This is a genomic window from Saccharothrix sp. ST-888 (assembly GCF_000955975.1).
Classification (GTDB): Bacteria; Actinomycetota; Actinomycetes; order Streptomycetales; family Streptomycetaceae; genus Kitasatospora.
On sequence record NZ_JYJF01000027.1, the window covers coordinates 21,175 to 41,274 of the forward strand.

The 20,100-nt window shown below is 73.5% G+C and carries 21 protein-coding genes; 13 read left to right on the forward strand and 8 right to left on the reverse strand.

What is annotated here, in order from left to right; translation table 11 throughout:
- Positions 1-112: 112 nt before the first annotated feature.
- Positions 113-310: a hypothetical protein gene (locus tag UK12_RS12035; protein WP_045302760.1), complete on the forward strand. Its 198-nt coding sequence runs from the start codon at positions 113-115 to the stop codon at positions 308-310.
- 151 nt (positions 311-461) lie between these two features.
- Positions 462-2,282 carry a DEAD/DEAH box helicase gene (locus UK12_RS12040; protein ID WP_045302762.1) on the forward strand — a complete coding sequence of 607 codons (1,821 nt, stop codon included), beginning with the start codon at positions 462-464 and terminating at the stop codon, positions 2,280-2,282.
- A gap of 18 nt (positions 2,283-2,300) precedes the next feature.
- Here the strand turns inward: UK12_RS12040 and UK12_RS12045 are convergent, their stop codons facing one another.
- Entirely contained in the window at positions 2,301-2,765 is a 465-nt protein-coding gene (locus UK12_RS12045; protein WP_156178675.1) for an SsgA family sporulation/cell division regulator, read from the reverse strand.
- 186 nt (positions 2,766-2,951) lie between these two features.
- Between UK12_RS12045 and UK12_RS12050 the strand changes: the two genes are divergently transcribed.
- The 4 genes from UK12_RS12050 (at position 2,952) to UK12_RS12065 (ending at position 6,524) form a co-directional block, all read left to right on the forward strand.
- Positions 2,952-3,851 (forward strand): sensor histidine kinase, encoded by a 900-nt coding sequence (locus UK12_RS12050; RefSeq protein ID WP_156178676.1) that lies wholly within the window; start codon positions 2,952-2,954, stop codon positions 3,849-3,851.
- Positions 3,852-3,960: 109 nt separating this feature from the next.
- On the forward strand, positions 3,961-4,614 hold the full coding sequence (locus UK12_RS12055) for a response regulator (protein WP_231591160.1): 654 nt from the start codon (positions 3,961-3,963) through the stop codon (positions 4,612-4,614).
- Positions 4,615-4,973: 359 nt separating this feature from the next.
- The gene (locus UK12_RS12060; protein ID WP_045302764.1) at positions 4,974-5,624 is read left to right on the forward strand and encodes an IclR family transcriptional regulator; all 651 of its coding nucleotides are present in this window, start codon (positions 4,974-4,976) and stop codon (positions 5,622-5,624) included.
- A 93-nt stretch (positions 5,625-5,717) separates the two neighbouring features.
- On the forward strand, positions 5,718-6,524 hold the full coding sequence (locus tag UK12_RS12065; protein ID WP_231591161.1) for a S16 family serine protease: 807 nt from the start codon (positions 5,718-5,720) through the stop codon (positions 6,522-6,524).
- A gap of 22 nt (positions 6,525-6,546) precedes the next feature.
- Here the strand turns inward: UK12_RS12065 and UK12_RS12070 are convergent, their stop codons facing one another.
- Positions 6,547-7,029 (reverse strand): Lrp/AsnC family transcriptional regulator, encoded by a 483-nt coding sequence (locus UK12_RS12070; RefSeq protein ID WP_045302766.1) that lies wholly within the window; start codon positions 7,027-7,029, stop codon positions 6,547-6,549.
- A 189-nt stretch (positions 7,030-7,218) separates the two neighbouring features.
- On the opposite strand from UK12_RS12070, the gene UK12_RS12075 reads away from it, so the two are divergent.
- A complete protein-coding gene (locus tag UK12_RS12075; protein WP_052681818.1) occupies positions 7,219-7,743 on the forward strand; it encodes a VOC family protein in 525 nt (174 codons plus the stop codon).
- Here the strand turns inward: UK12_RS12075 and UK12_RS12080 are convergent.
- Entirely contained in the window at positions 7,740-8,279 is a 540-nt protein-coding gene (locus tag UK12_RS12080) for a hypothetical protein (protein ID WP_045302768.1), read from the reverse strand. The genes UK12_RS12075 and UK12_RS12080 overlap by 4 nt on opposite strands.
- Before the next feature lie 147 nt (positions 8,280-8,426).
- On the opposite strand from UK12_RS12080, the gene UK12_RS12085 reads away from it, so the two are divergent.
- The 4 genes from UK12_RS12085 to UK12_RS12100 all read left to right on the forward strand — a co-directional run bounded on the left by UK12_RS12085 (position 8,427) and on the right by UK12_RS12100 (position 13,815).
- Positions 8,427-9,122: a response regulator transcription factor gene (locus UK12_RS12085; RefSeq protein WP_082119538.1), complete on the forward strand. Its 696-nt coding sequence runs from the start codon at positions 8,427-8,429 to the stop codon at positions 9,120-9,122.
- Positions 9,119-10,645 carry a sensor histidine kinase gene (locus UK12_RS12090; RefSeq protein WP_231591162.1) on the forward strand — a complete coding sequence of 509 codons (1,527 nt, stop codon included), beginning with the start codon at positions 9,119-9,121 and terminating at the stop codon, positions 10,643-10,645. Before UK12_RS12085 ends, UK12_RS12090 begins: the two co-directional genes overlap by 4 nt.
- Positions 10,646-10,797: 152 nt before the next feature.
- Positions 10,798-12,282, forward strand: coding sequence for a cellulose binding domain-containing protein (locus tag UK12_RS44370; RefSeq protein ID WP_045302772.1), 1,485 nt, complete (start codon positions 10,798-10,800; stop codon positions 12,280-12,282).
- 120 nt (positions 12,283-12,402) lie between these two features.
- A complete protein-coding gene (locus UK12_RS12100; protein WP_197084779.1) occupies positions 12,403-13,815 on the forward strand; it encodes a glycosyltransferase 87 family protein in 1,413 nt (470 codons plus the stop codon).
- A 197-nt stretch (positions 13,816-14,012) separates the two neighbouring features.
- Here UK12_RS12100 and UK12_RS12105 read toward each other — a convergent pair whose 3' ends face one another.
- Positions 14,013-14,429, reverse strand: a complete 417-nt coding sequence (locus UK12_RS12105) for an SsgA family sporulation/cell division regulator (RefSeq protein ID WP_045302774.1) — start codon at positions 14,427-14,429, stop codon at positions 14,013-14,015.
- A gap of 337 nt (positions 14,430-14,766) precedes the next feature.
- On the opposite strand from UK12_RS12105, the gene UK12_RS37810 reads away from it, so the two are divergent.
- Together UK12_RS37810 and UK12_RS12115 are read left to right on the forward strand one after the other, a co-directional pair.
- Complete coding sequence (locus UK12_RS37810; RefSeq protein WP_082119539.1) at positions 14,767-16,092, forward strand: RDD family protein; 1,326 nt, start codon at positions 14,767-14,769, stop codon at positions 16,090-16,092.
- An 83-nt stretch (positions 16,093-16,175) separates the two neighbouring features.
- Positions 16,176-16,901 (forward strand): RDD family protein, encoded by a 726-nt coding sequence (locus UK12_RS12115; RefSeq protein ID WP_045302780.1) that lies wholly within the window; start codon positions 16,176-16,178, stop codon positions 16,899-16,901.
- A gap of 24 nt (positions 16,902-16,925) precedes the next feature.
- Here the strand turns inward: UK12_RS12115 and UK12_RS12120 are convergent, their stop codons facing one another.
- From UK12_RS12120 to UK12_RS36530, 4 genes are all read right to left on the reverse strand, one after another.
- The gene (locus UK12_RS12120; RefSeq protein WP_045302782.1) at positions 16,926-17,198 is read right to left on the reverse strand and encodes a hypothetical protein; all 273 of its coding nucleotides are present in this window, start codon (positions 17,196-17,198) and stop codon (positions 16,926-16,928) included.
- 183 nt (positions 17,199-17,381) lie between these two features.
- The gene (locus UK12_RS12125; RefSeq protein ID WP_045302784.1) at positions 17,382-17,990 is read right to left on the reverse strand and encodes a hypothetical protein; all 609 of its coding nucleotides are present in this window, start codon (positions 17,988-17,990) and stop codon (positions 17,382-17,384) included.
- Positions 17,987-19,705, reverse strand: coding sequence for an alpha/beta hydrolase (locus UK12_RS12130; protein ID WP_052681819.1), 1,719 nt, complete (start codon positions 19,703-19,705; stop codon positions 17,987-17,989). Before UK12_RS12130 ends, UK12_RS12125 begins: the two co-directional genes overlap by 4 nt.
- Positions 19,705-20,025, reverse strand: a complete 321-nt coding sequence (locus UK12_RS36530; RefSeq protein WP_052681820.1) for a type VII secretion target — start codon at positions 20,023-20,025, stop codon at positions 19,705-19,707. The genes UK12_RS12130 and UK12_RS36530 overlap by 1 nt, the downstream gene beginning before the upstream one ends.
- Positions 20,026-20,100: the final 75 nt, after the last annotated feature.

Below are 20,100 nucleotides of genomic sequence, written 5' to 3' on the forward strand. Positions count from 1 at the left end.
GTGGGGGCAGGGCTGGGGTCGACCCGCACACAGAAGAGAGAGTCGGAAGGGGGCTGCGGCCTTACTCGGCTTTCCGGAAGGAGGGCAGTGATCCGCATCACATGGTGACGGTTTGTTCGCTGCCGCCGCCCTCACCGCCTGGCCGAGCACGGCCGTCTTCCTGGACCTGCACGGGGTCGATCTGCTGGGGGTCGACCAGGATGCCGCGTACGAGCTGGTGGTGGCCGTCGCGGCGGGTGTCCTGGCCGATGTCGGGGTGCTCGCGGGCTGGTTGCGGGGGCTGGCCGAGGGGGCTGTGAGCGGGGTGTGACGGCCGGGTGCCGGAGGTCGAAAGTCGGGAGTGCCGGTAGGCTGGGCGGGTTGTCCGCTCGCCGACCAACTGCGGGCCGGGGCCGCCTATATGGCCCTGACCTGCGCCGATCCCCCCTCCGGAGACCGTGAGTACTGCCGCCGCTTCAGCCATGGCCCCGCTGTTCTCGGACGCCGAACCGCATGGTGCCGCCCGGACAGCCGCAGCTCCCTCGCACCACCTGTCCCCGGCTTTCCCCGGCCGTGCCCCCTGGGGTACCGCCGGCAAGCTCCGGGCCTGGCAGCAGGGGGCGCTGGACACGTACCTCGAGAAGCAGCCCCGCGACTTCCTGGCCGTCGCGACCCCTGGCGCAGGCAAGACCACCTTCGCGCTCACCCTGGCGTCCTACCTGCTGCACAACCACCTGGTGCAGCAGGTCACCGTCGTCGCCCCGACCGAACACCTGAAGAAGCAGTGGGCCGAGGCCGCGGCCCGGGTCGGCATCAAGCTGGACCCGGCCTACTCCTCGGGCCCGCTCTCCCGGGAGTACGACGGCATCGTCGTCACGTACGCGGGCGTGGGCGTCAACCCGATGCTGCACCGCAATCGGACCGAGGCCCGCAAGACCCTCGTGATCATGGACGAGATCCACCACGCCGGTGACTCCAAGTCCTGGGGCGAGGCCTGTTTCGAGGCCTTCGAGCCCGCCACCCGTCGGCTCGCGCTGACCGGTACGCCGTTCCGCTCGGACACCAATCCGATCCCGTTCGTCCAGTACGAGGCGGGCAGCGACGGCATCCGCAAGTCGGTCGCCGACTACACCTACGGCTACGGGCACGCGCTCGCCGACCACGTGGTCCGTCCGGTGATCTTCCTCTCGTACAGCGGCAACATGCGCTGGCGCACCAAGGCCGGTGACGAGCTGGAGGCCCGGCTCGGCGAGCCGATGACCAAGGACCTGATCGCCCAGGCGTGGCGCACCGCGCTCGCGCCGCAGGGCGAGTGGATCCCCAGCGTGCTGCAGGCGGCCGACCGGCGGCTCACCGAGGTGCGCAAGGCGATCCCGGACGCCGGCGGCCTGGTGATCGCCACCGACCAGAACGTGGCCCGCGCCTACGCCAAGATGCTCCGCGAGATCAGCGGCGAGAAGGTGACCCTGGTCCTCTCCGACGAGGCCGAGGCCTCCAAGCGGATCTCCGACTACGCGGCGGGCGACTCCCGCTGGATGGTCGCGGTCCGCATGGTCTCCGAGGGCGTCGACGTGCCCCGGCTCTGCGTCGGGGTGTACGCCACCTCGATCTCCACCCCGCTGTTCTTCGCGCAGGCCGTCGGCCGATTCGTGCGCGCCCGCAAGCGCGGCGAGACCGCCTCGGTCTTCCTGCCGACCGTGCCGATGCTGCTGGGCTTCGCCAACGAGATGGAGCTCCAGCGCGACCACGTGCTGGACCGGCCGAAGAAGGAGGGGGAGGGCCTCTTCGACGAGGAGGACCGCCTGCTCGCCGAGGCCGAGCGGGCCAACGACGGCCCCGACACGGCCGGTGGCGACGAGTTCAGCTACGAGGCGCTGGGCTCGGACGCGGTCTTCGACCGGGTGCTCTACAACGCCATGGAATTCGGCATGCAGGCGCACCCGGGCAGCGAGGAGGAGGAGGACTACCTCGGCATCCCCGGCCTGCTGGAGCCCGACCAGGTGCACATGCTGCTGCAGAAGCGCCAGCACCGGCAGATCCAGCGCAGCAAGGCCAAGCCCGCCGAGGAGGCCGACCTGCTCGAACTCCCCGCCGAGGAACGCCCGGTGGTGACCCATCAGGAGCTGCGGGAGCTGCGCAAGGAGCTGAACGCGCTGGTCGCCGCCTGGCACCACCGCACCAACCAGCCGCACGGCACCATCCACAACGAGCTGCGCCGCCAGTGCGGTGGCCCGCTCACCGCGCAGGCGACGGCCAATCAGCTCAGGTCCAGGATCGCCAAGATCCGGGAGTGGGCGAAGTAGCCGGGGCGGCCCGGGTGTTCAGCCCTCGCCGGCCGGGGACCGGAGCAGCCGCTCCAGTCCCCGGTGCAGGCGCTCCTCGCTGACCTCCGTACCGAACGGCACCAGCTGCCCGGTGCGCAGCAGGACGGCGTGCAGGGCCTCCGCCGTGGCCAGCAGCAGGGCGGACCCGACGGTCGAGTGCAGGTGCAGCTCCACCAGCCCGCCGGGGGCCGGGCGGACCTGCACATCGCCGGTGCCGCTCGGCGCGGAGAGGCCGGCCAGCAGCAGTTCGCGGGAGACGGCCCAGGTCACCGGGTGGTCGCCGGGCACCGGGAAGGTGAGCCGGACGACTAGGGGGTCGTCCTCGCGGTAGTCGAACTCCACCTGGAGCGGGAAGCGGGGGCCGAGCGGGCTCTCCAGGTCCATCGCGAGCCGGGTGTGCAGGCGCCGCCGGGTGGCCGGCTCCAGCGGACCGAGATCTTCCGGTTGCTCGCGAAAACGCATATCGTCCCCCGTCGATGGAAGTTTTCCGGCTGACCGGTTTGTTCGGCGCGGCCCCTCGACCAGATTCCCTCTTTGGTCGAACGGCCGCATCCGTCGACCGTCGGGGATGGAAATCGCCGTTTGGGGTGGGCGGAAACCGTCGGATCGGCGGTGGCCACCGGGGTGAGTCGATGCTATGGGGGCCTGGTGCGGCGACTGACGGGTGTGCTGCTGCCCGGACTGGCCGGTGCCGCCGTCCTGGCCGGGTGTCGGCGAAGCCGGCGCCGGAGGGCCGCCGGATCGGGCCCGGGGCTCGCCGATCCGATCGAACTCGCCTATGAGCGGGGGCGGTTGGAGGAGCGCGAGCGGATCGCCCGGGATGCCCATGACACCGTGGTCCAGGGGCTGGCCGCGATCACCCTGCTGGTCCGCGCCGTCGAGCACGCGCTGCCGGCCGGAGTCCCGGAGCTGGCACAGGCCAGGGAGCGGCTGGCGGCGGTGCAGGACACCGCACGGCTGAGCCTCGGTCAGGCGCAGGACCTGACCGCCGGGGTGGCGGTCTCGCAGCTGGGCACCGGTGGACTCGTCCCGGCGCTGACCCAGTACGTGGCGCTGTCCCGGCGCAACCTGGACATCGTGCGCCGGCTGCTGGAGCTGGGCCCGGCCCTCCCGCCCTGCGCGGCGGGGCTCCGGGCGCCCGAGCTGGAGCTGCGGATCACCGGCCCCGCCCGGCGGTTCGGCCTGGTGGCGGAGAGCGCGGCGCTGCGACTGGTGCAGGAGGCGGTCGCCAACGCGGTCCAGCACGCCGGGGCGCAGGCCGTCACCGTCGAACTGCGCCACCTGGCCGACCGGGTGCAGGTCCTGGTCCGGGACGACGGTGCCGGGCTGTCGCCCAACGGGCGGCCGGGCTGCGGCCTCGGGCTGGCCGGGGCCGAGGAGCGGATCGGGCGGCTCGGCGGGCGGCTGACCCTGGACTCGGCACCGGGCGGCGGCACCACCCTGACGGTGGAGTTCTGCGACCGGGGTGCGCGGAGCGCGGGTGAACGGCGGCGCCCGGAGCGGTGGTTACGCTCAATTCGGCAGTGGTACAGACCTTTTGTCGGATGATCAACTTCCCCTGTCATACTTGGGGCTCCCGGCGAGGACGGCGCACTCGAATCGCATCCCTCCGAGCCGAGCTGCACGGCGCGGCGGCGCCTGGACGGGGGTCGGACTGGTGGGCGGAGAGGTCGTCCGCGTGCTGGTGGTCGACGACCACCCGGCGCTGCGGCTCGGGGTCCGGGTGATGCTGGAGGACCAGCCCGACCTGCGGGTGGTCGGCGAGGCCGACGGCGTCGACCCGGCGCTGCGCCTGCTGGCGGACTCGCCCGCCGAGGACGCCCCCGACGTGGTGCTGCTCGACCTCAACCTCGGGTCGGGACCGCTCCAGGGTGTGGAGCTGATCGAGCGGCTGGCCGGGCAGCCGGACGCGCCGGTGGTCCTGGTCTTCAGCGCGTACGGCGCCGCCCAGGAGGTCTTCGCCGCCCTGGATGCCGGGGCGATGGGCTTCCTCGGCAAGGACGTCGGCGCCGACGCCCTGGTCTCCGCGGTCCGGGCGGCGGCGCGCGGCGAGTCGGTCCTGGGGCCGGTGGCGGTCGACCGGCTGCTGCGGCGGATGCGCGGCGGCATCCCCGCGCTCTCCCGCCGGGAGGCCGAGGTGCTGCGCCTCCTGGTGGACGGGCTCTCCAACCGGCAGATCTCGGCCCGGCTGTTCATCAGCGAGGCGACCGCGAAGAGCCATCTCACCAACATCTACGCCAAGTTGGGCGTCGAGAGCCGAGGGGCCGCCGTGGCGCTGGCGCTGCGCGAGGGGCTGCTGCGAGTCGGCTGACAGTTCCTGGGAGTGTCCGGAGACCGGAGACCTATCGAACTGACAATCGACAATACGGTAGGGAAATGCCGGGCTTGCCCCGTATCGGTGCGTGGGACGCCCGAAAACCTTCCCGGATTTTGGACAAACTCTTCCCCAGTAGGTCCTCCTTCATTACGGTCTGCCCAACGCCCGCTCGACGGTCCACCCACCGGAGGCGCGCACCGCACGGTCGTGCGCTCGTCGATGACGCCGACGCACCGCTCAAGCGCGGACACCCATTCCTGCGCGCAACACCTCCACCCTCGCTCCCGGCGCCCCGCCCGGTACTCCGCCCTTCCCGGAGACCGTCGGCCACCGCCGCAGAAAGGAATGTGCGCGTGACCGCCGAGACGTCCCAGACGCTGGACCGAGGGGTACGGGTCCTGAAACTTCTTGCCGACTCCGAACGCGGCCTGACCGTCACCGAACTTGCCGCCCGGCTCGCGGTCAACCGGACCGTGGTCTACCGGCTGCTGGCCACCCTGGAACAGCACGGCCTGGTCCGCCGGGACATCGGCGGCCGGGCCAGAGTCGGCCTCGGCGTGCTCAGGCTCGCCCACCGGGTCCATCCGCTGCTGCGCGAGGCCGCGCTGCCCGCGCTGCGCAGCCTGGCCGAGGACCTCGGAGCCACCGCCCACCTCACCCTGGTGGACGGGCACGAGGCGCTGGCGGTGGCCGTGGTCGAACCCAGCTGGACGGACTTCCACGTCGCCTACCGGACCGGGCTGCGCCACCCGCTGACCGAGAGCGCGGCCGGCCGGGCGATCCTGGAGGCCCGGACCTTCCCCGGCCAGCGCCGCCCCGACCAGGGCTTCGTCGTCACCCGGGCGGACGAGCAGTCCGGCGCGAGCGGCGCGGCCGCCGCCCTGCTCGGACTGAGCGGGATCGAGGGCAGTGTGGGCGTGGTGATGCTCAACGGGCTGGTGCCCGAACGGGTCGGCCCCCGCGTGGTCGAGGCGGCGACCGAGGTCGCGGACGCCCTGCGGTAGGCACCGCCCCCGGGCGGCGCACTCCCCGCCCCGGGGCCGCGGCGGGCGCATGGCAGGGTACGCGTCCGGGGCCGGGTGTGTTTGGATGCCGGTGTGTCCCATGCGAAGCTGCGCGCAGCCCTGACCGCCCCGAAGACCCGCGCCCTCGCCCTCTGCGGCGTGCTGGTCGGTGCGCTGCTGGGGACGGCGGCCTTCACCCCGCTGCCGTTCACCCGGACCATGCCGGGCACCACGGCGGACGTCCTCGGCGGCTACCAGGGCAATCCGGTGCTGACCGTCACCGGCGCGCCGACCCGGCCGACCGTCGGCCAGCTGCGGATGGTCACCATCTCGGCGACCAGCCCCGGCGAGCGGCTCAGCCTCCGGACGGCGCTCGACTCCTGGCTGAACCAGAACGAGGCGGTGCTGCCGTCCGAGGCGGTCTATCCGCAGGAGAACCCGGCCAAGGCCGAGCAGGTGACCCAGCAGCAGATGTCGCAGTCCCAGGACAGTGCGACCGTGGCGGCGCTGAACTACCTGCACCTGTCCCCGGAGAAGGTCAAGGTCCGGGTGGACCTCGGTGACATCGGCGGCCCGAGCGCCGGTCAGCTGCTCGCGCTCGGGATCATCGACAAGCTGGCCGGCGACGGCAAGGGCGGCGACCTGTCCGGCGGCAAGGTGATCGCGGGCACCGGCACCATCGACGACCAGGGCAACGTCGGCGCGGTCGGCGGCGTGTCGCTGAAGACGCAGGCCGCCGCCCGGGACGGCGCCACGGTCTTCCTGGTGCCGACGGCCGAGTGCTCGGACGCCAAGGTGAACACCCCGGCCGGCCTGCGGCTGGTCCCGGTCAAGACGCTGTCCGACGCGGTGGCCGCGCTGAACGCGCTGAAGACCGGCGGTTCGGTCCCCAGCTGCTGAGCCCGGGACGGGACGGGGCCGCCTACTCCCGGGCGGCCTGCTCGACCAGCGGCAGGATCCGGTAGGGCACGGGGTTCTCCAGCGCGATCGCCGTCGACGCCCGGACGATCCCCTCGAAGCCCACCACCCGGTCGATCACCCGCTGCAGATCGCCGTTGGAGCGGGCCACGATCCGGACCAGCATGTCCCCCTGCCCGGTGATGGTGTGCAGCTCCAGCACCTCGGGCACCGAGGCCAGATGCGCCCGTACGTCGACTCCCTGGCCCTGCGAGATCTCCAGCGTGGCGAAGGCCGTCACCGGGTACCCCAGCGCCGCCGGGTCCACCTGCGGTCCGAAGCCGCCGATCACCCCGCGTGCCTGCAGGCGGTCGAGCCGCGCCTGGACGGTCCCCCTGGCCACCTGGAGGCGGCGTGAGCACTCCAGCACCCCGATTCTCGGTTCCTCGCTGAGTAGTCTGATCAGCTTTCCGTCGAGCGCGTCGATGGCGTCGTTGAGGGAGTGCACGGCGGGCTCCGTCCGGTGGGCAATCTGTCCAGCTGGGACTGCCATTTTCCGGCGCCGCCGCGCAGCTTGCCCAGGATGAATCGGAACAGTTGCGTATCGGTGTGATGGGGGCCACGCTCCCTGCACAGCCCCGTGGCGCGGGCCCCCCACACCGCGCCACGGGACCGGGATCGGGACCGGGAGGCGCTCTTGACCGACATCTTCGTCCCGGCCCGGCGCACCGACGCGGTCGTGCTCGCCGTCGGCGACGCCCGCAGAACGGCCCACTACTACAGCGTCGCGCTGGCCATGCGGTGCACCGCCTACTCGGGGCCCGAGACCGGCAACCCGGAGACCGCCTCCTACGTCCTGGAGTCCGGCGGCGCCCGCTTCGTCGTCACCTCCGCCGTCCAGCCGATCACCGACCACGGCCACCGCATCGCCGACCACGTCGCCGCGCACGGCGACACCATCCTCGACCTGGTCATCGAGGTGCCCGACGCCTACGCGGTCTACGACTACGCCGTGGACCGCGGCGCCACCCCGGTCACCGAGCCGTACGAACTCAGCGACCGCTACGGCACGGTGGTGCTCGCCGTGCTCGGAACCGACGGCCCCGCCCGGCACATCCTGGTCGAACGCACCGGCTACGCGGGCCTCTTCCTGCCCGGCTACGTCCCGCCGCCCACGGACGTGCTGCCGCCACGCGGCGCCCTCCCCGCCGGGAACGCCTAGCGCACCACCGTCTGGACCTCCGGCGGATGGCCGTTCCAGGTGACGAAGACCGAATTGACCTTGCTGCCCTGGGTGAAGTCCACCCGCAGCCAGCCCTCCTGACGCCAGACCTGCATCTGCCAGCCCGGTTCCGGCGCCGCCGAGACCAGTTCGGCCCGGTCCGGCTCCATCCCCAGGGCCACCCGCCCGCCCGGGACGAGACAGCTGCGCACCGAGGAGTCCGCCGACGGCCTGCTGCCCGTGCCCGTGCCTGTGCTCGGCGACGGAGACCGGGGTTCGGGCGACGCGGTCGGTGCGGGCGATCCGGACGACGGGTCGGCGGGACGGGCCGAGGCGGCCGTCCCGATGGTGGCCGGCTCCGCCTGCGGAGTCGGCGGGGCGTCAGCAGCCCGTCCACCGGGCGACGGCAGCGGTACCGCCCGCGGCTGCTCGAAGGCGGCGTCCGCCAGGACCGCGTGCACACCGAGCCAGGACAGCGCCACCGCCGCCGAAGTGGCCGCCACCCAGGCGGTGAGTTGTACCAGTCCGTTCCGCATCGCGAGCACATCCTGCCGCATCCCGGGCCCCGTCGGCCCGGTGCCCCGGGCGGGCGGGGCCCGGAAGTCGACGGAGAACCTGCCAAAGGCCGTACCCCGCCCCTGAGGTACAGACCACGTGACACGAATGGCGTACCGTGCAGCCCCATGGCAACAGTGCTCGTGGTCGAGGACGACCCCTTCGTACGCTCCGCCCTCATCCGACACCTGGCCGACTCGGGCCACGCCGTCCGCAGTGTCGGCACCGCGCTGGAGGCACTCCGCGAGGTCGCCCAGGTCGGCTGCGACCTGGTGATCCTCGACCTCGGCCTGCCGGACCTGGACGGCGGCGAGGCCCTGAAGATGATCCGGGGACTCACCAACGTGCCGGTGATCATCTCCACCGCCCGCGACGACGAGGCCGAGATCGTCCGGCTGCTCAACGACGGCGCCGACGACTACCTCGTCAAGCCGTTCTCCGTCGAGCATCTGACGGCCCGGATGACCGCCGTGCTGCGCAGGTTCGGCGGCGGCAGCGCGCCGGTGGCGCAGGTCCTGCGGGTCGGCGGGCTGGCCGTCGACGCCCAGCGCCGCGAGGCCGTCCTGGACGGGCGGCCGCTCGACCTCACCCGCCGCGAGTTCGACCTGCTCGCCTTCCTCGCCGCCCGGCCCGGCGTGGTGGTCCCGCGCAAGGAGATCCTGGCCGAGGTCTGGCGCCAGACGTACGGCGGCGACCAGACCATCGACGTCCACCTCTCCTGGCTGCGCCGCAAGCTCGGTGAGACCGCGTCCAAACCGCGTTACCTGCACACCGTGCGCGGCGTGGGCGTCCGGCTGGAGGCGCCGTCAGGGGACCCCACATGACCCGCGCCGGTGCATCGGCCGGCCGGCGGCACGAGGACCGGAGGCAGGACACACGGGGGCAGGCCGCGCGGGGCAGGGCCGACCGGGGGCCGCGCAGCGGGCACTCGCTGCGCTGGGCGCTGATCAAGGCCGCCGTCGCCGGCACCACCATGGTCGCCCTCGCCTTCCTGATCCCGCTCGGCCTGATGGTCCAGCAGACCGCCAGGGACCGGGCCTTCACCGCCGCCGAACGCCAGGCCGCCGCACTCGCCCCCGCCCTGGCCATCACCACCGACCGGGACGCCATCGCGCGCGCCCTGGCCAGCACCGACGCCGGAGCCCGCGACCGGGTGGCGGTCCACCTGCCCGCCACGAACGGTACGGACGCCGTGGTCGGCACCGCCCGGGCCGACCGGCTCTCCGTCTCCACCGCGGCCGGCCGGGCCGACCTCCCCGGCCGGACCTCCGGCAGCGCCCCGGCCCGGTCCTTCACCGTGCCCGTCCCCGGCGGCTTCGCGCTGCTCCAGGCCGTCGCGGTGGAGGGCGGCCGGATCGCGGTGGTCGAGGTGTACGTCGCCGACGGCGACCTCACCCGGGGCGTCGGCACCGCCTGGCTGGTGCTCTCGCTGGTCGCCCTCGGCCTGGTCGCGATCTCCGTCCTGGTCGCCGACCGGATGGGGGCCCGGATCGTCGGCTCCGCCCGGCGGCTGGCCGCCGCGGCCCGCTCCCTCGGCGGCGGAAACCTCGCGGTCCGGGTCCCGGTCGAGGGACGGCAGGTCGAGGGCGCACCCGAGGAACTCCGCGAGGCCGCCCACGCCTTCAACGCCATGGCCGACCGGGTGGTCCACCTGCTCGCCGCCGAACGCGAACTCGCCGCCGACCTCTCCCACCGGCTGCGCACCCCGCTCACCGTGCTCCGCCTCAACACCGCCGGACTCGGCGAGGGCGACGCCGCCGACGCCACCCGGCACGCGGTGGCCCAACTGGAGCGCGAGGTCGACCAGATCATCCGCTCGGCGCGGCGCACGCCCGACGACGTGCCGGCGGTCGGGGTCGGCTGCGACGCCGCCGAGGTGATCCGCGAACGGGTCGGCTTCTGGTCCGCGCTGGCCGAGGACGAGGGCCGCCGCTGGCAGCTGGCCGGGGCGGAGGGACCGGCGCCGGTACCCGTCCAGCGCACCGATCTCGCCGCCGCCGTGGACGCGCTGCTCGGCAACGTCTTCCGGCACACCTCGGTCGGCACCGCCTTCTCGGTGGACGTCCTGGCGACCGGGACCTCGGTCATCGTCCTGGTCGGGGACGCCGGACCGGGCTTCGCCGACCCCGTCGTCGCCCTCCGCCGAGGCGAGGGGCAGGGCGGCGAGGGCTCCACCGGCCTCGGCCTCGACATCGTCCGCAAACTCGCCGAGGGCACCGGCGGCGACCTGGCCCTCGGCCGCTCGGCCGTGCTCGGCGGCGCCGAACTCCGCCTCCGCCTGCAGACCCATCCGGACGGCAGCCCGTCCCGTCCGGCGCGCCGCCGCCCCGCCCGCAGGCGCGCCTGACACCGTCCGGGGCGGACTTCCTTAAGGGCGTCCTAACAGAGGCGTTCGGCTGGCTGAGGTGGGCCGATCGGGGGTGGGGACGCCGTTAGCGTCGGCGGGGTCGGGGCCGGGGAGCTCCGGTCGATCGGTCGTTTTGCGGAGGTGCACGGGCTATGACGTCCCAGCGGAGCCGGCGTTCGGGAAGCCATCGGAGGAGCCGGAAGGGCACGGTCGTCGGGGCGTCTGCGCTCGCGGCCGCCCTCGTCGCGGGCGGTGTGCTGGCGCTCGCCTCCTCCGCGAGCGCGGCCTCGGTCGGCGCCGCGTACAGCCGGAGCAGCACCTGGGAGAGCGGCTACACCGGCCAGTACCTGGTGACCAACCCCGGCGGCACGGCGATCGACGACTGGACGCTCAGCTTCGACCTGCCGTCCGGCGCGCGGATCGACTCGCTCTGGAACGCCACCTTCACGGCCGCCGGGCAGCACATCACCGTCAAGCCGCAGTCCTGGAACAAGCGGATCGACCCCGGGAAGACGGTCGAGGTGGGCTTCGTGGTCCAGGGCTCCGGCGCGGCCCAGGCCGAGCCGGGCAACTGCCTGATCAACAACGCCTCCTGCACGGCGGGCACCGGACCGACCCCCGTGCCCTCCGGCCGCCCGACCTCGCCCCGGCCGACCCCGAGCGGCACACCTACCTCCACCCCGGCACCGACCTCGACGCCGACGGGTGCACCGGCCGGTGCCGCGCGCTTCGCCCCGTACGTGGACACCTCGCTCTACCCGCCCTACGACCTGGTCGCCACCGCGAAGGCCGGCGGGGTGAAGAACTTCAACCTCGCCTTCGTCGTCTCCGGCGGCGGCTGCACCCCCAAGTGGGGCGGCGTCAGCGACCTGTCGGCCGACGCCGTGGCGGCGCAGATCGGTGCGCTGCGCGGGATCGGCGGCGACGTCCGGGTCTCCTTCGGCGGTGCCAACGGCAGTGAGCTCGCCACCGTCTGCTCCTCGACGGCCGACCTGACCGCCGCGTACCAGAAGGCCGTGGACACGTACGGCCTCACCAAACTGGACTTCGACATCGAGGGCGGCGCGCTCGCCGACACCGCCGCCAACACCCGCCGCGCCCAGGCCGTCGCGCAGCTCCAGCAGAAGGCCGCCGCCAAGGGCCGTCCGCTGGACGTCTCCTTCACCCTGCCCGCGCTGCCCAGCGGCCTGACCCAGGACGGCATCAACCTGCTCGCCGACGCCAAGAGCAACGGTGTCTCGATCGGCGCCGTCAACATCATGGCGATGGACTTCGGCGACGGCGTGGCCCCCAACCCGAACGGCCGGATGGGCACCTACGCGATCGCCGCCGCCACCGCCACCCAGGCCCAGGTCAAGAGCGTGCTCGGCCTCGGCGACACCGCCGCCTGGGCGAAGGTCGCGGTCACTCCGATGATCGGCGTCAACGACGTCGCCAGCGAGGTCTTCACGGTCGCCGACGCCAAGCAGCTCGCCGACTTCGCCGCCGGCAAGCACCTGGCCTGGCTCTCGATGTGGTCCGGCACCCGCGACAAGGCGTGCGCGGGCGGCGCGAAGCCGTACGCCGACGCGAGCTGCAGCAGCATCGTCCAGCAGCCGCTGGACTTCACCCGGGCCCTCGGCGCCTACACCGGCTGAGCCCAGGTCTCCGCCCGTCCGCCGGCCGAGCGGAAGCCGGGGGTGCCGCCGCGAGCCGGAGGCACCCCCGACTCCGTCAGGTAATGTCGCTAGCTGGTCGACCGGTGGACGGAGCGGAACGTGGCAGTGGTGCAGGAGCAGCAGCGGGTGCCCCGGCGGCAGCCCGGCCGGGACGGCTCTGCCCCGGCGGAGCCGCCGCACGCCCGCACGGTCCGCGACGCCCTCGCCGCCCCCGTCCGCGCGCTGCGCGAGGCTCCGCGCCGACCGCTGGCCAAGGCGACCGGTGCGGCCCTGTTCTCGCTGCTCGCCTACGCGATCGTCCGGCACTTCGTCGGCACCTCGATGGTGGACATGATCGTCTACCGCGCGGAGGGCGCCGCCGTCGCCCACGGCCGGGACCTGTACGCGCTCCGGGTCACCCAGTGGAACCTGCCCGCGACCTACCCCCCGTTCGCCGCGATGCTCTTCGTACCGACCGCCTACCTCGGCGTCGGCCTGCTGCGGGTCGCGGTCACCGGCGGCAACCTGGTCCTGCTCGCGCTGCTCGCCCACTTCGCCTTCAAGCTGGCCGGCTGGCCGCGTCGTGAGCTGCGACCGGTCGGAATCGTCCTGGTCACCGGCCTCGGGGTGTGGCTGGAGCCGGTCTTCACCAACCTGCGCTACGGCCAGATCAACCTGGCCCTCGCCTGTCTGATCCTCTGGGACCTGACCCGGCCGGACGGCCGCCGCAGCAAGGGCGTCGCCATCGGCATCGCCGCCGGTATCAAGCTCACCCCCGGCCTGTTCGCCGTCTACCTGCTGATCACCGGCCGGATCCGGGCCGCCATCGTGGCCGGCCTCACCTTCCTCGGCACCTTCGCGATCGGCGCGCTCGTCCTGCCCGACGCCACGTACGGGTTCTGGACCAAGTACCTCTACGACTCCTCCCGGGTCGGCAAGACCGAGATCGTCGACAACCAGTCGATCCGCGGCGCCGTCGCCCGGCTGATGCACACCGCGGACCCCGGTACCACCGCCACCCTGGTCGGCGGCCTGGTCGCCCTCGCCGGGCTGGCCATCGCCGCCTGGGCGCACCGCAGCCAGCGCTGGCTGCCCCGCTCCGAGGCCTGGGGCGTGTGCACGGCCGCCGTCACGGCGGTCCTCGTCTCGCCGATCAGCTGGACCCACCACTGGGTGTGGTGCGTCCCGATGCTGGTGCTGCTCGCGGCCGAGGCGGCGCACGAGCGCTCCCGCCCGGTCGCGATCCGGCGCGCCCGCTGGCGGTGGATCTTCGGAGCGACGCTGTTCGGCTTCCTCTCCTTCGCGATGTGGGTCGTCCCGCACAAGGGCGACCGGGACCGCTTCATGCCGTACCTGCACCAGATCCCGGCCGACGTGTACCCGCTGCTCGGGCTCGGCTTCCTGGCGGTCTCCGCACTGCGGGTGCGGTCCCGCCGCCGGGCGGCCGGGGCGCCGCTGGTCCGGGTGCCGCTGCAGCGGACCGACAGCGCCGCGGCTCGCCGCCCGGCCGGGGTGTCCGCGGACGGCAGGTAGTTCCCCAGCGACACGGGGAACCGCGCGGGCTACTCCGTACAGGTGCGTGGGTGCCCGCGCTGTTGCCGGTGCGGTTGCTGTGCGGTTTCCCATGCGGTTTCTCGTGCCCCGAGGGCGTTTCCAGGACCGCCCCGGGCGTCAGCGGGCCCCCGCGGCACGCTGAAGCCCCAGGAGGCGCTCGTGGGGGTTGCGGCTGATCACGCGAGCAGCTCGGCGAGCGAGTTGTCAAGGTCGAGCGTCGAGAGTTCGGCGCCCGGCGGGACCAGTCGGTGCGCCCGCTCCAGCCACGCCGCCACCGTCGGCAGCGGTGCCTCCAGCAGGGCGTCCCCCGCCGGGGAGGTCAGCGCCAGGCACAGCACGCTCCGCCGCTCCGACCTCGTCGGCCAGACCCGGACGTCCCCGCGCCCGCACGCCCTGAAGGTCCCCTCGACCAGCAGCTCACGGGCGAACACCCAGGTCACGGGCGTTCCGCTGTCCAGGTGAAAGGTGATGTGCACGGCGAACGGGTCGTCGCTGCTGTACGACAACCGGGCCGGGACGGGGATGCTGCGCTCCGGGGAGAGCACCAGGCTGAGTTCGAGTTCCTGCTCGACGACGGTGGTGGACCTGTCCATGACCGGCTTCCTCTCGTGTCCTCGGGGCCGTGTCCGAGCCCCTTCACCGGAAGAGAGCACGCCGGGTGGAAGGTCTTACACACTTTTCGCGGAAGTTCCGGGATTTCCCAACTGCCCGCCGCCACGGCGCGGAAGTACTACCCTTTGTGACTGCCTGACGACTGTCCGCCGCGCGCTGCGGCGGCTCGTCCGAGCCCGCCCTGCGCTGCTGCGCTGATGCCCCAGCGGCACCCTCTGCTCCGCTGTGCTCCCGCCCGCAGTCTGCTTGCCCGTAGTTCTCCTGCCCCGCAGTCCTCTGCTCCGCTGTCTCCCGGCGCTGCAACGAAAGAAGAACCACATGACGGACCGGCCTTTCGTCGGCGGCGCGGACACCGCCGTCGACCCGACGCCGGGCTACTACCCCGACCCCTCCATTCCGGGTTTCGTCCGCTACTGGGGTGGGACGTCGTGGGTGCCCGGCACCAGCAGGCCCGCGCCCGGGGAGGGCGAGGTCCTGGAACCCCCGCGTTTCGCCGCCCGCCAGGCTCCGCCGCCCGCTGCCCGCTACGTACCACCACCGTCCGTTCCGGTGCCTGACCCGGTGGCCGCTCCGGTGCCCGACTCGGCTGCCGCTCCCGCCGTTGAAGCCACGATCGGCGAGACCGGACCGCTCTTCTTCGACCAGACCTCCGGTGGCGCCTCCTTCGTGCTCGCTCCCGAGGCGGAGCTGGAACTGGAGCTGCGGAGGCGTTCGGCGGCCGAATCTGCGGCGTCTGCGCCTGCGCCTGCCCCCGTACCGGTCTTCGAAGCCGCGTCCGCCCCGGTAGCCGCTCCCGAGCCGTCCGAGCCCGAGCCCCAGCTCGAGGTGGCGCCCGCTCGCGTGCCCGTGCCGGAACCCCTGCCGGAGCCGAAGCCGGTGCGCGTGGCGGTGGAGCCGGCGGACGCAGTGCACCGGGTGTCCTGGGGTTCCCTCCCTGCGCGGCCTAACCCGTCCGAGGCTTCCGCTCCCGCCCCGGCCCCCGTGGCTGTTCCGGCTGCGGTTGCAGCACCGGCACCGGCAGCCGTTCCGCCTCGGAAGCCGCAGCCGGTGTCCCCGGCGCCGCGCGGGGCTGCCGCTCGCAAGCCGGCTGCCCGTGCGGCACGCCCGTCGCGTCCGTCGCGCCCGGTGCGACCGGCGGCCCTGGGGCGCCGACTGGCCGCCCGGCTCTTCGACAGCGTGGTGGTCGCGATGATCGGGGTGGGCGCGGGGGTCCCCTTGATCTCCTCGGCCGTCACCCACATGCAGGACACGCTGGAGCACGCCAAGCTCGTCGCCCGGCTGACGCACCACGAGGTGGACGTCTGGCTGCTGGATGCGGTGGTGGTCGGCAAGGCAGGGGCGCTGCTCGGCCTGCTGGTGCTGGCGGGTGTGCTGTACGAGGTGATCCCGACCGCCCGCACCGGTCAGACCCTGGGCAAGCGGCTGATGAGGATCAAGGTGGTCCGGGTGACCGCTCCGGCCCGGGGCGCCGGTCCGACCGGTGGACCGGCCGGACCGCCCACGTTCGGGCGGTCGCTGCTCCGATGGATCGTCAGGCAGATCTCCGTGCTCTCGGTGGTCGGGCTGCTGTCGCCGCTCTTCGACCCGGCCGCGCGGCGCGGCTGGCAGGACCGGGCCGCCCGTACCAGGGTGGTGCGCTCCTGAGGGGCGGTCACCGTTCGGCTTGATATACCAAAACGGCCTAAATGTCCCAACATCGTAGTAATGGCGGTGTTCTACTCGGAATCATGAGCACCCACGACCCCGCAGGCCCAGAGCCGGAGGGGGGCGGCAAGCCCTCCTTCGACAAGCAGCAGCACCCGGCGGAGGGCACACCGGGCGCCCCGTCCGACCCGTACGGCACACCCCCGCCGCAGCCCGGCGCGGGCACCCCCGGCGCGGACCCGTACGGTTCCCCGCCCCGGCCGTCGGGCAGCCCGTACGACACCCCGGGCAGCTACGGCGAGCAGTACGGGGCGCCGCCGCCGAGCTACGGTCCGCCGCACGCGCCGGGCCCCGGTGCAGCCCCGGGCCCCGGGCCGGTGCCCGGGATGCCGCCGCTGGGCAGCTGGCCCAACCGGATCGTCGCCAAGCTGATCGACTACATCGGGATCCAGATCATCGCCGTGCTGATCGTGCTGCCGTTCGCCAATCTGGGCAAGCAGGACGGCTACGTCGGCGCGACCTGGCTCGGGTACGCGATGTACCTGGTCTACGAGGGCATCATGCTGAGCCGCGACGGCCAGACCGTCGGCAAGAAGCTCATGAAGGTGCGGGTCGCGATGCTCATCGACGGGAGCAGCCCGACCGGCGCGGCCGGGTGGACCCGGGCGGCCGTCTTCGTCGTGCCCGCGCTGGTCTGCTGCGGGCTGCTCTGGTGGCCCATCAACGGCCTGTTCGGGGTGTTCGACAAGCCCTACCGGCAGTGCATCCACGACAAGGCGGCCAAGACGGTCGTCGTCTCGACCGCCTGACCCCGTGCGGCCGAGCCAAGGCCGTCAGCGCTGGCGGGCGTACTCCGGTGCGGTGGGCTGTGCGGCCGGTCGCGGCTCGGACCGGCGCCGGTCGGCGGCCTGGCGGGCGGCCGACTGCCGCCGCCGGTCGGCGGCCATCAGCAGTGCCGTCGCGAGTACGCCGAGCACCACGGCGAGGGCGACCAGCGCCGTGACCGCCGGCGCCGCCGTCGCCCCCGACACGGCGAGCAGCGCCACGGTGGTGACGACGACGATCAGGGTGCCGGTGCAGAACTGGGCAGGTGTTGGGCGCGGCATGGCGGTCAGTCCTTCGCGCGAGGTTCGGCTTCCGAGGGTCGTGCAGAAGGTCTACCCCGGACCTCGGCCCGGTAAGTAGAGCCTAATTCGGCATATGCGGGGCACGCAGGGGCGCACGGGCTCACGTCGGATCCGACCTGTGCTGCCCGAGGTGACGGTGGGTCCGGCCGTGCGGGAGCGGGTTCAGCCGGACCAGTAGGGATCCGTCACGGAGGCGCAGCTCCGGCCGTCGTCACCACTCCGCCCGAACGGGCGGGTCTCGATTCCGTCCGCCCCGCCGGTGTCCTCGACATCGGCCACCGAGGTCTCCAGCCTGACGCACCCGGTGGCGGCGTCCATCCACCACAGCCGCGCCGTGCGGCCGGAGGCCCGTGCGACGACCTCGTGGTCCCGGCGCTCGACCGGGTAGCCGCGTTCGGTCCAGACCCGGGCCACCTGGTCGAGCAGGACGGTGTGACGGGCGGCCGAGACCCGGGTCCTGATCCAGCGGGTGCCCTGGAGCTCGGCCCGGCCGGTCCTGCGGCACCCCTGGGTGCCGCAGAGCCCGGAGAGGCCGGGAAAGCTGATGTACGCCGTATCGGTCCACTGGACTGCGGGCTGTACGGCGGCCGAGGTGTCGCCGAAGAGGCTCTCCAACCGGTCGTGGGCGGTGTCGAGTTTCACCACGGGCGGCGGGTTCGATGAGCAGCCGGCGCAGCACAGGAAGGCGCCGCAGAACAGGAGCGCCAGGGCGGCGACCGGCGAGGCCCAGGTACGCCTCGGCCGGTCGCGGGCGTTCCGGCGGACCGTCACCGGCCGTCCTCACGGGTGATCTGGTCGGGGTGGCCGCCGACGATCCTGCCGATGTTGGCCAGCGAATCGCCGCCCTTGCCGTTCTTGCCGAAGTAGTTGTCGTGGGAGTCGGTCGGCGTGCCGTCGTCGACCTTGAACCGGTGGGCGCCGAACTCCGCTCCGGCCGGGTCCTGGCCGAACCACAGACCGCGCGGGTCGACCCGGTGCCCCGCCCCGGCGCCGACCGGTCCGAGCGCGCCCGCGCCCAGGCCCGTGGCGACGGCGTCGGTACTCGAGGGCAGGCGGCTCACCGGGTCCGTCATCGCCGACCCGACGTAGACGTGGCCGGCACCGACGCTCAGCTGCGAGGCATGGTCGGCACCGATGCCGGGACTGCCGACCAGGACCACGTCGTCGGCCGGGATGCCGCCGGGGCGCTGCGCCGCCTGGCCGACCAGGAGAGAGCCGTAACTGTGCCCGACCGCCGTGACATGGGCCGGAGCGGCCCCCTGGTGGGTACTGCGCAGACCGGACAGGAACCGGTCGTACGAGGCTGCTCCGTCCACCGCCCGGTCCTTGGTGAGGACGGAGGCACCGTCCAGCAGCGGTGCGTCGTAGCCGAGCCAGATCATCGAGGCGGTCGCGGTGGCCTCGCCGCCCGCAGCCTGGCGGATCCGCAGGGCGGTCGCCGTGTCGCCGCCGGCCGCACCGGCGAGGGTGCTGTTGAGGCCCGGGACGAGGGCGGAGACGTGCCGCGCGGTGTCGGGATCTCCCCAGCTGAGGACGGCACGCCCCTGGCCCTGCTCACCGAGACCGATCAGCAGCAGTGGCGGGTCGCTGCCCGGACCGCCGCCGTCGGGGAGCTCGCCGGCCAGGCGCTTGCGGATCGCATCGAAGCCGTCGAGCTTCTGCTGGTCCGCCGGGGAGAGCGGCTGCGGCTTGTGCCGGTACGCGTCGAGCAGCCGGGGCAGCATGATGCGGTTGGCCTGGTCGCGGACGGCGCTCGGGATGCCGTCGCGGTTGCCCAGCAGGTCGGGGTGGTCGGCGATCAGCTTCCGCTGTTCGGCCGGGGTGAGGCCCTGCCACCAGCTGTGCACCTGTTCGGGCGAGGCGTCGTCGGCCGGCCATCCGGCGCCGATGAGCTTCCGGCCGAGGCTGTTGATGCTGTCCAGCCGGGTGGCGGCCGCGTCCCGGTTGACGCCGAAGCCGGAGCGCGCGCCCTCCGCCAGCCGGTCCAGTAGCGAGGCGACCTGCCGGTCGGCGGCGTCGGCCTCGGCGAGCGCGCCGTCGATGCGGACCACCAGCGCCCGTGCCTGGGCCTGCCGAGGAGCGCCGAGCGCGGCGTAGTCGGGGTCGTGCCGGTCGGCTTCGCCCGGCTGCGGGCAGTCGATCGCGCCGTCGGCCCCGACCGGGAACCCGGCGCGGCCCGCCTCCTCGACGGCCTCCAGCAGTTTGGCCTGGGCCAGTTCGAAGGCCTCGGCGGCGTCGCGGAGCAGGATCCCCATCCCCTGCATCGCGGTGTGGGAGCCGTCGAGGCGGCCGTCGGTCCGCTCCAGCGCCCGGGTCGCCGCCTCGGCCGCCGATCCGGTCCAGTTGCCGCCGTGGACGATCCAGCGGACGCCCTCCTTGATCGCCTCGTGGTGGGCCGAGTTGGCCCGCCCGAGTGCGTCGTAGGCGTCGGCCGCCGCTCCCAGCCCGGCCGGGCGGGCGTCGTGCAACGCGGCGAAGTCGACCATCAGCGTCCCCCGCCGACCGCGCCCGCGTACGACATGCTGCTGTGCACCGAACTGTCGGCAGCGGCGTAGTTGTCGGCTGTGGCGATCATGTTGGCGCCGTTGGCGTCCACTTCGGCGGCCAGCGCGCGCAGGCAGTCCGTCCAGGCCTGGGTGCAGCGGGTGAGTGCCTCCTGCGTACGCCACCCGCGCAGCGCGGCGGCCGCCTCGTCGGACGGCCCCTGGATCCGGACGATCTCGGTGGGCATGGCGGCCGCGACCTCCCGGCTCTGTCGGCCGACCTTCGCCAGGCCGTGCGGATCCACGCTGATGGAGTCGGTCATCGCTCCCCCTCCCTCCCGGCCTGCCTCGGTCGGGCGGGCCGCAGTTGGGTCATTGGTCCACAACCTTACCCATTG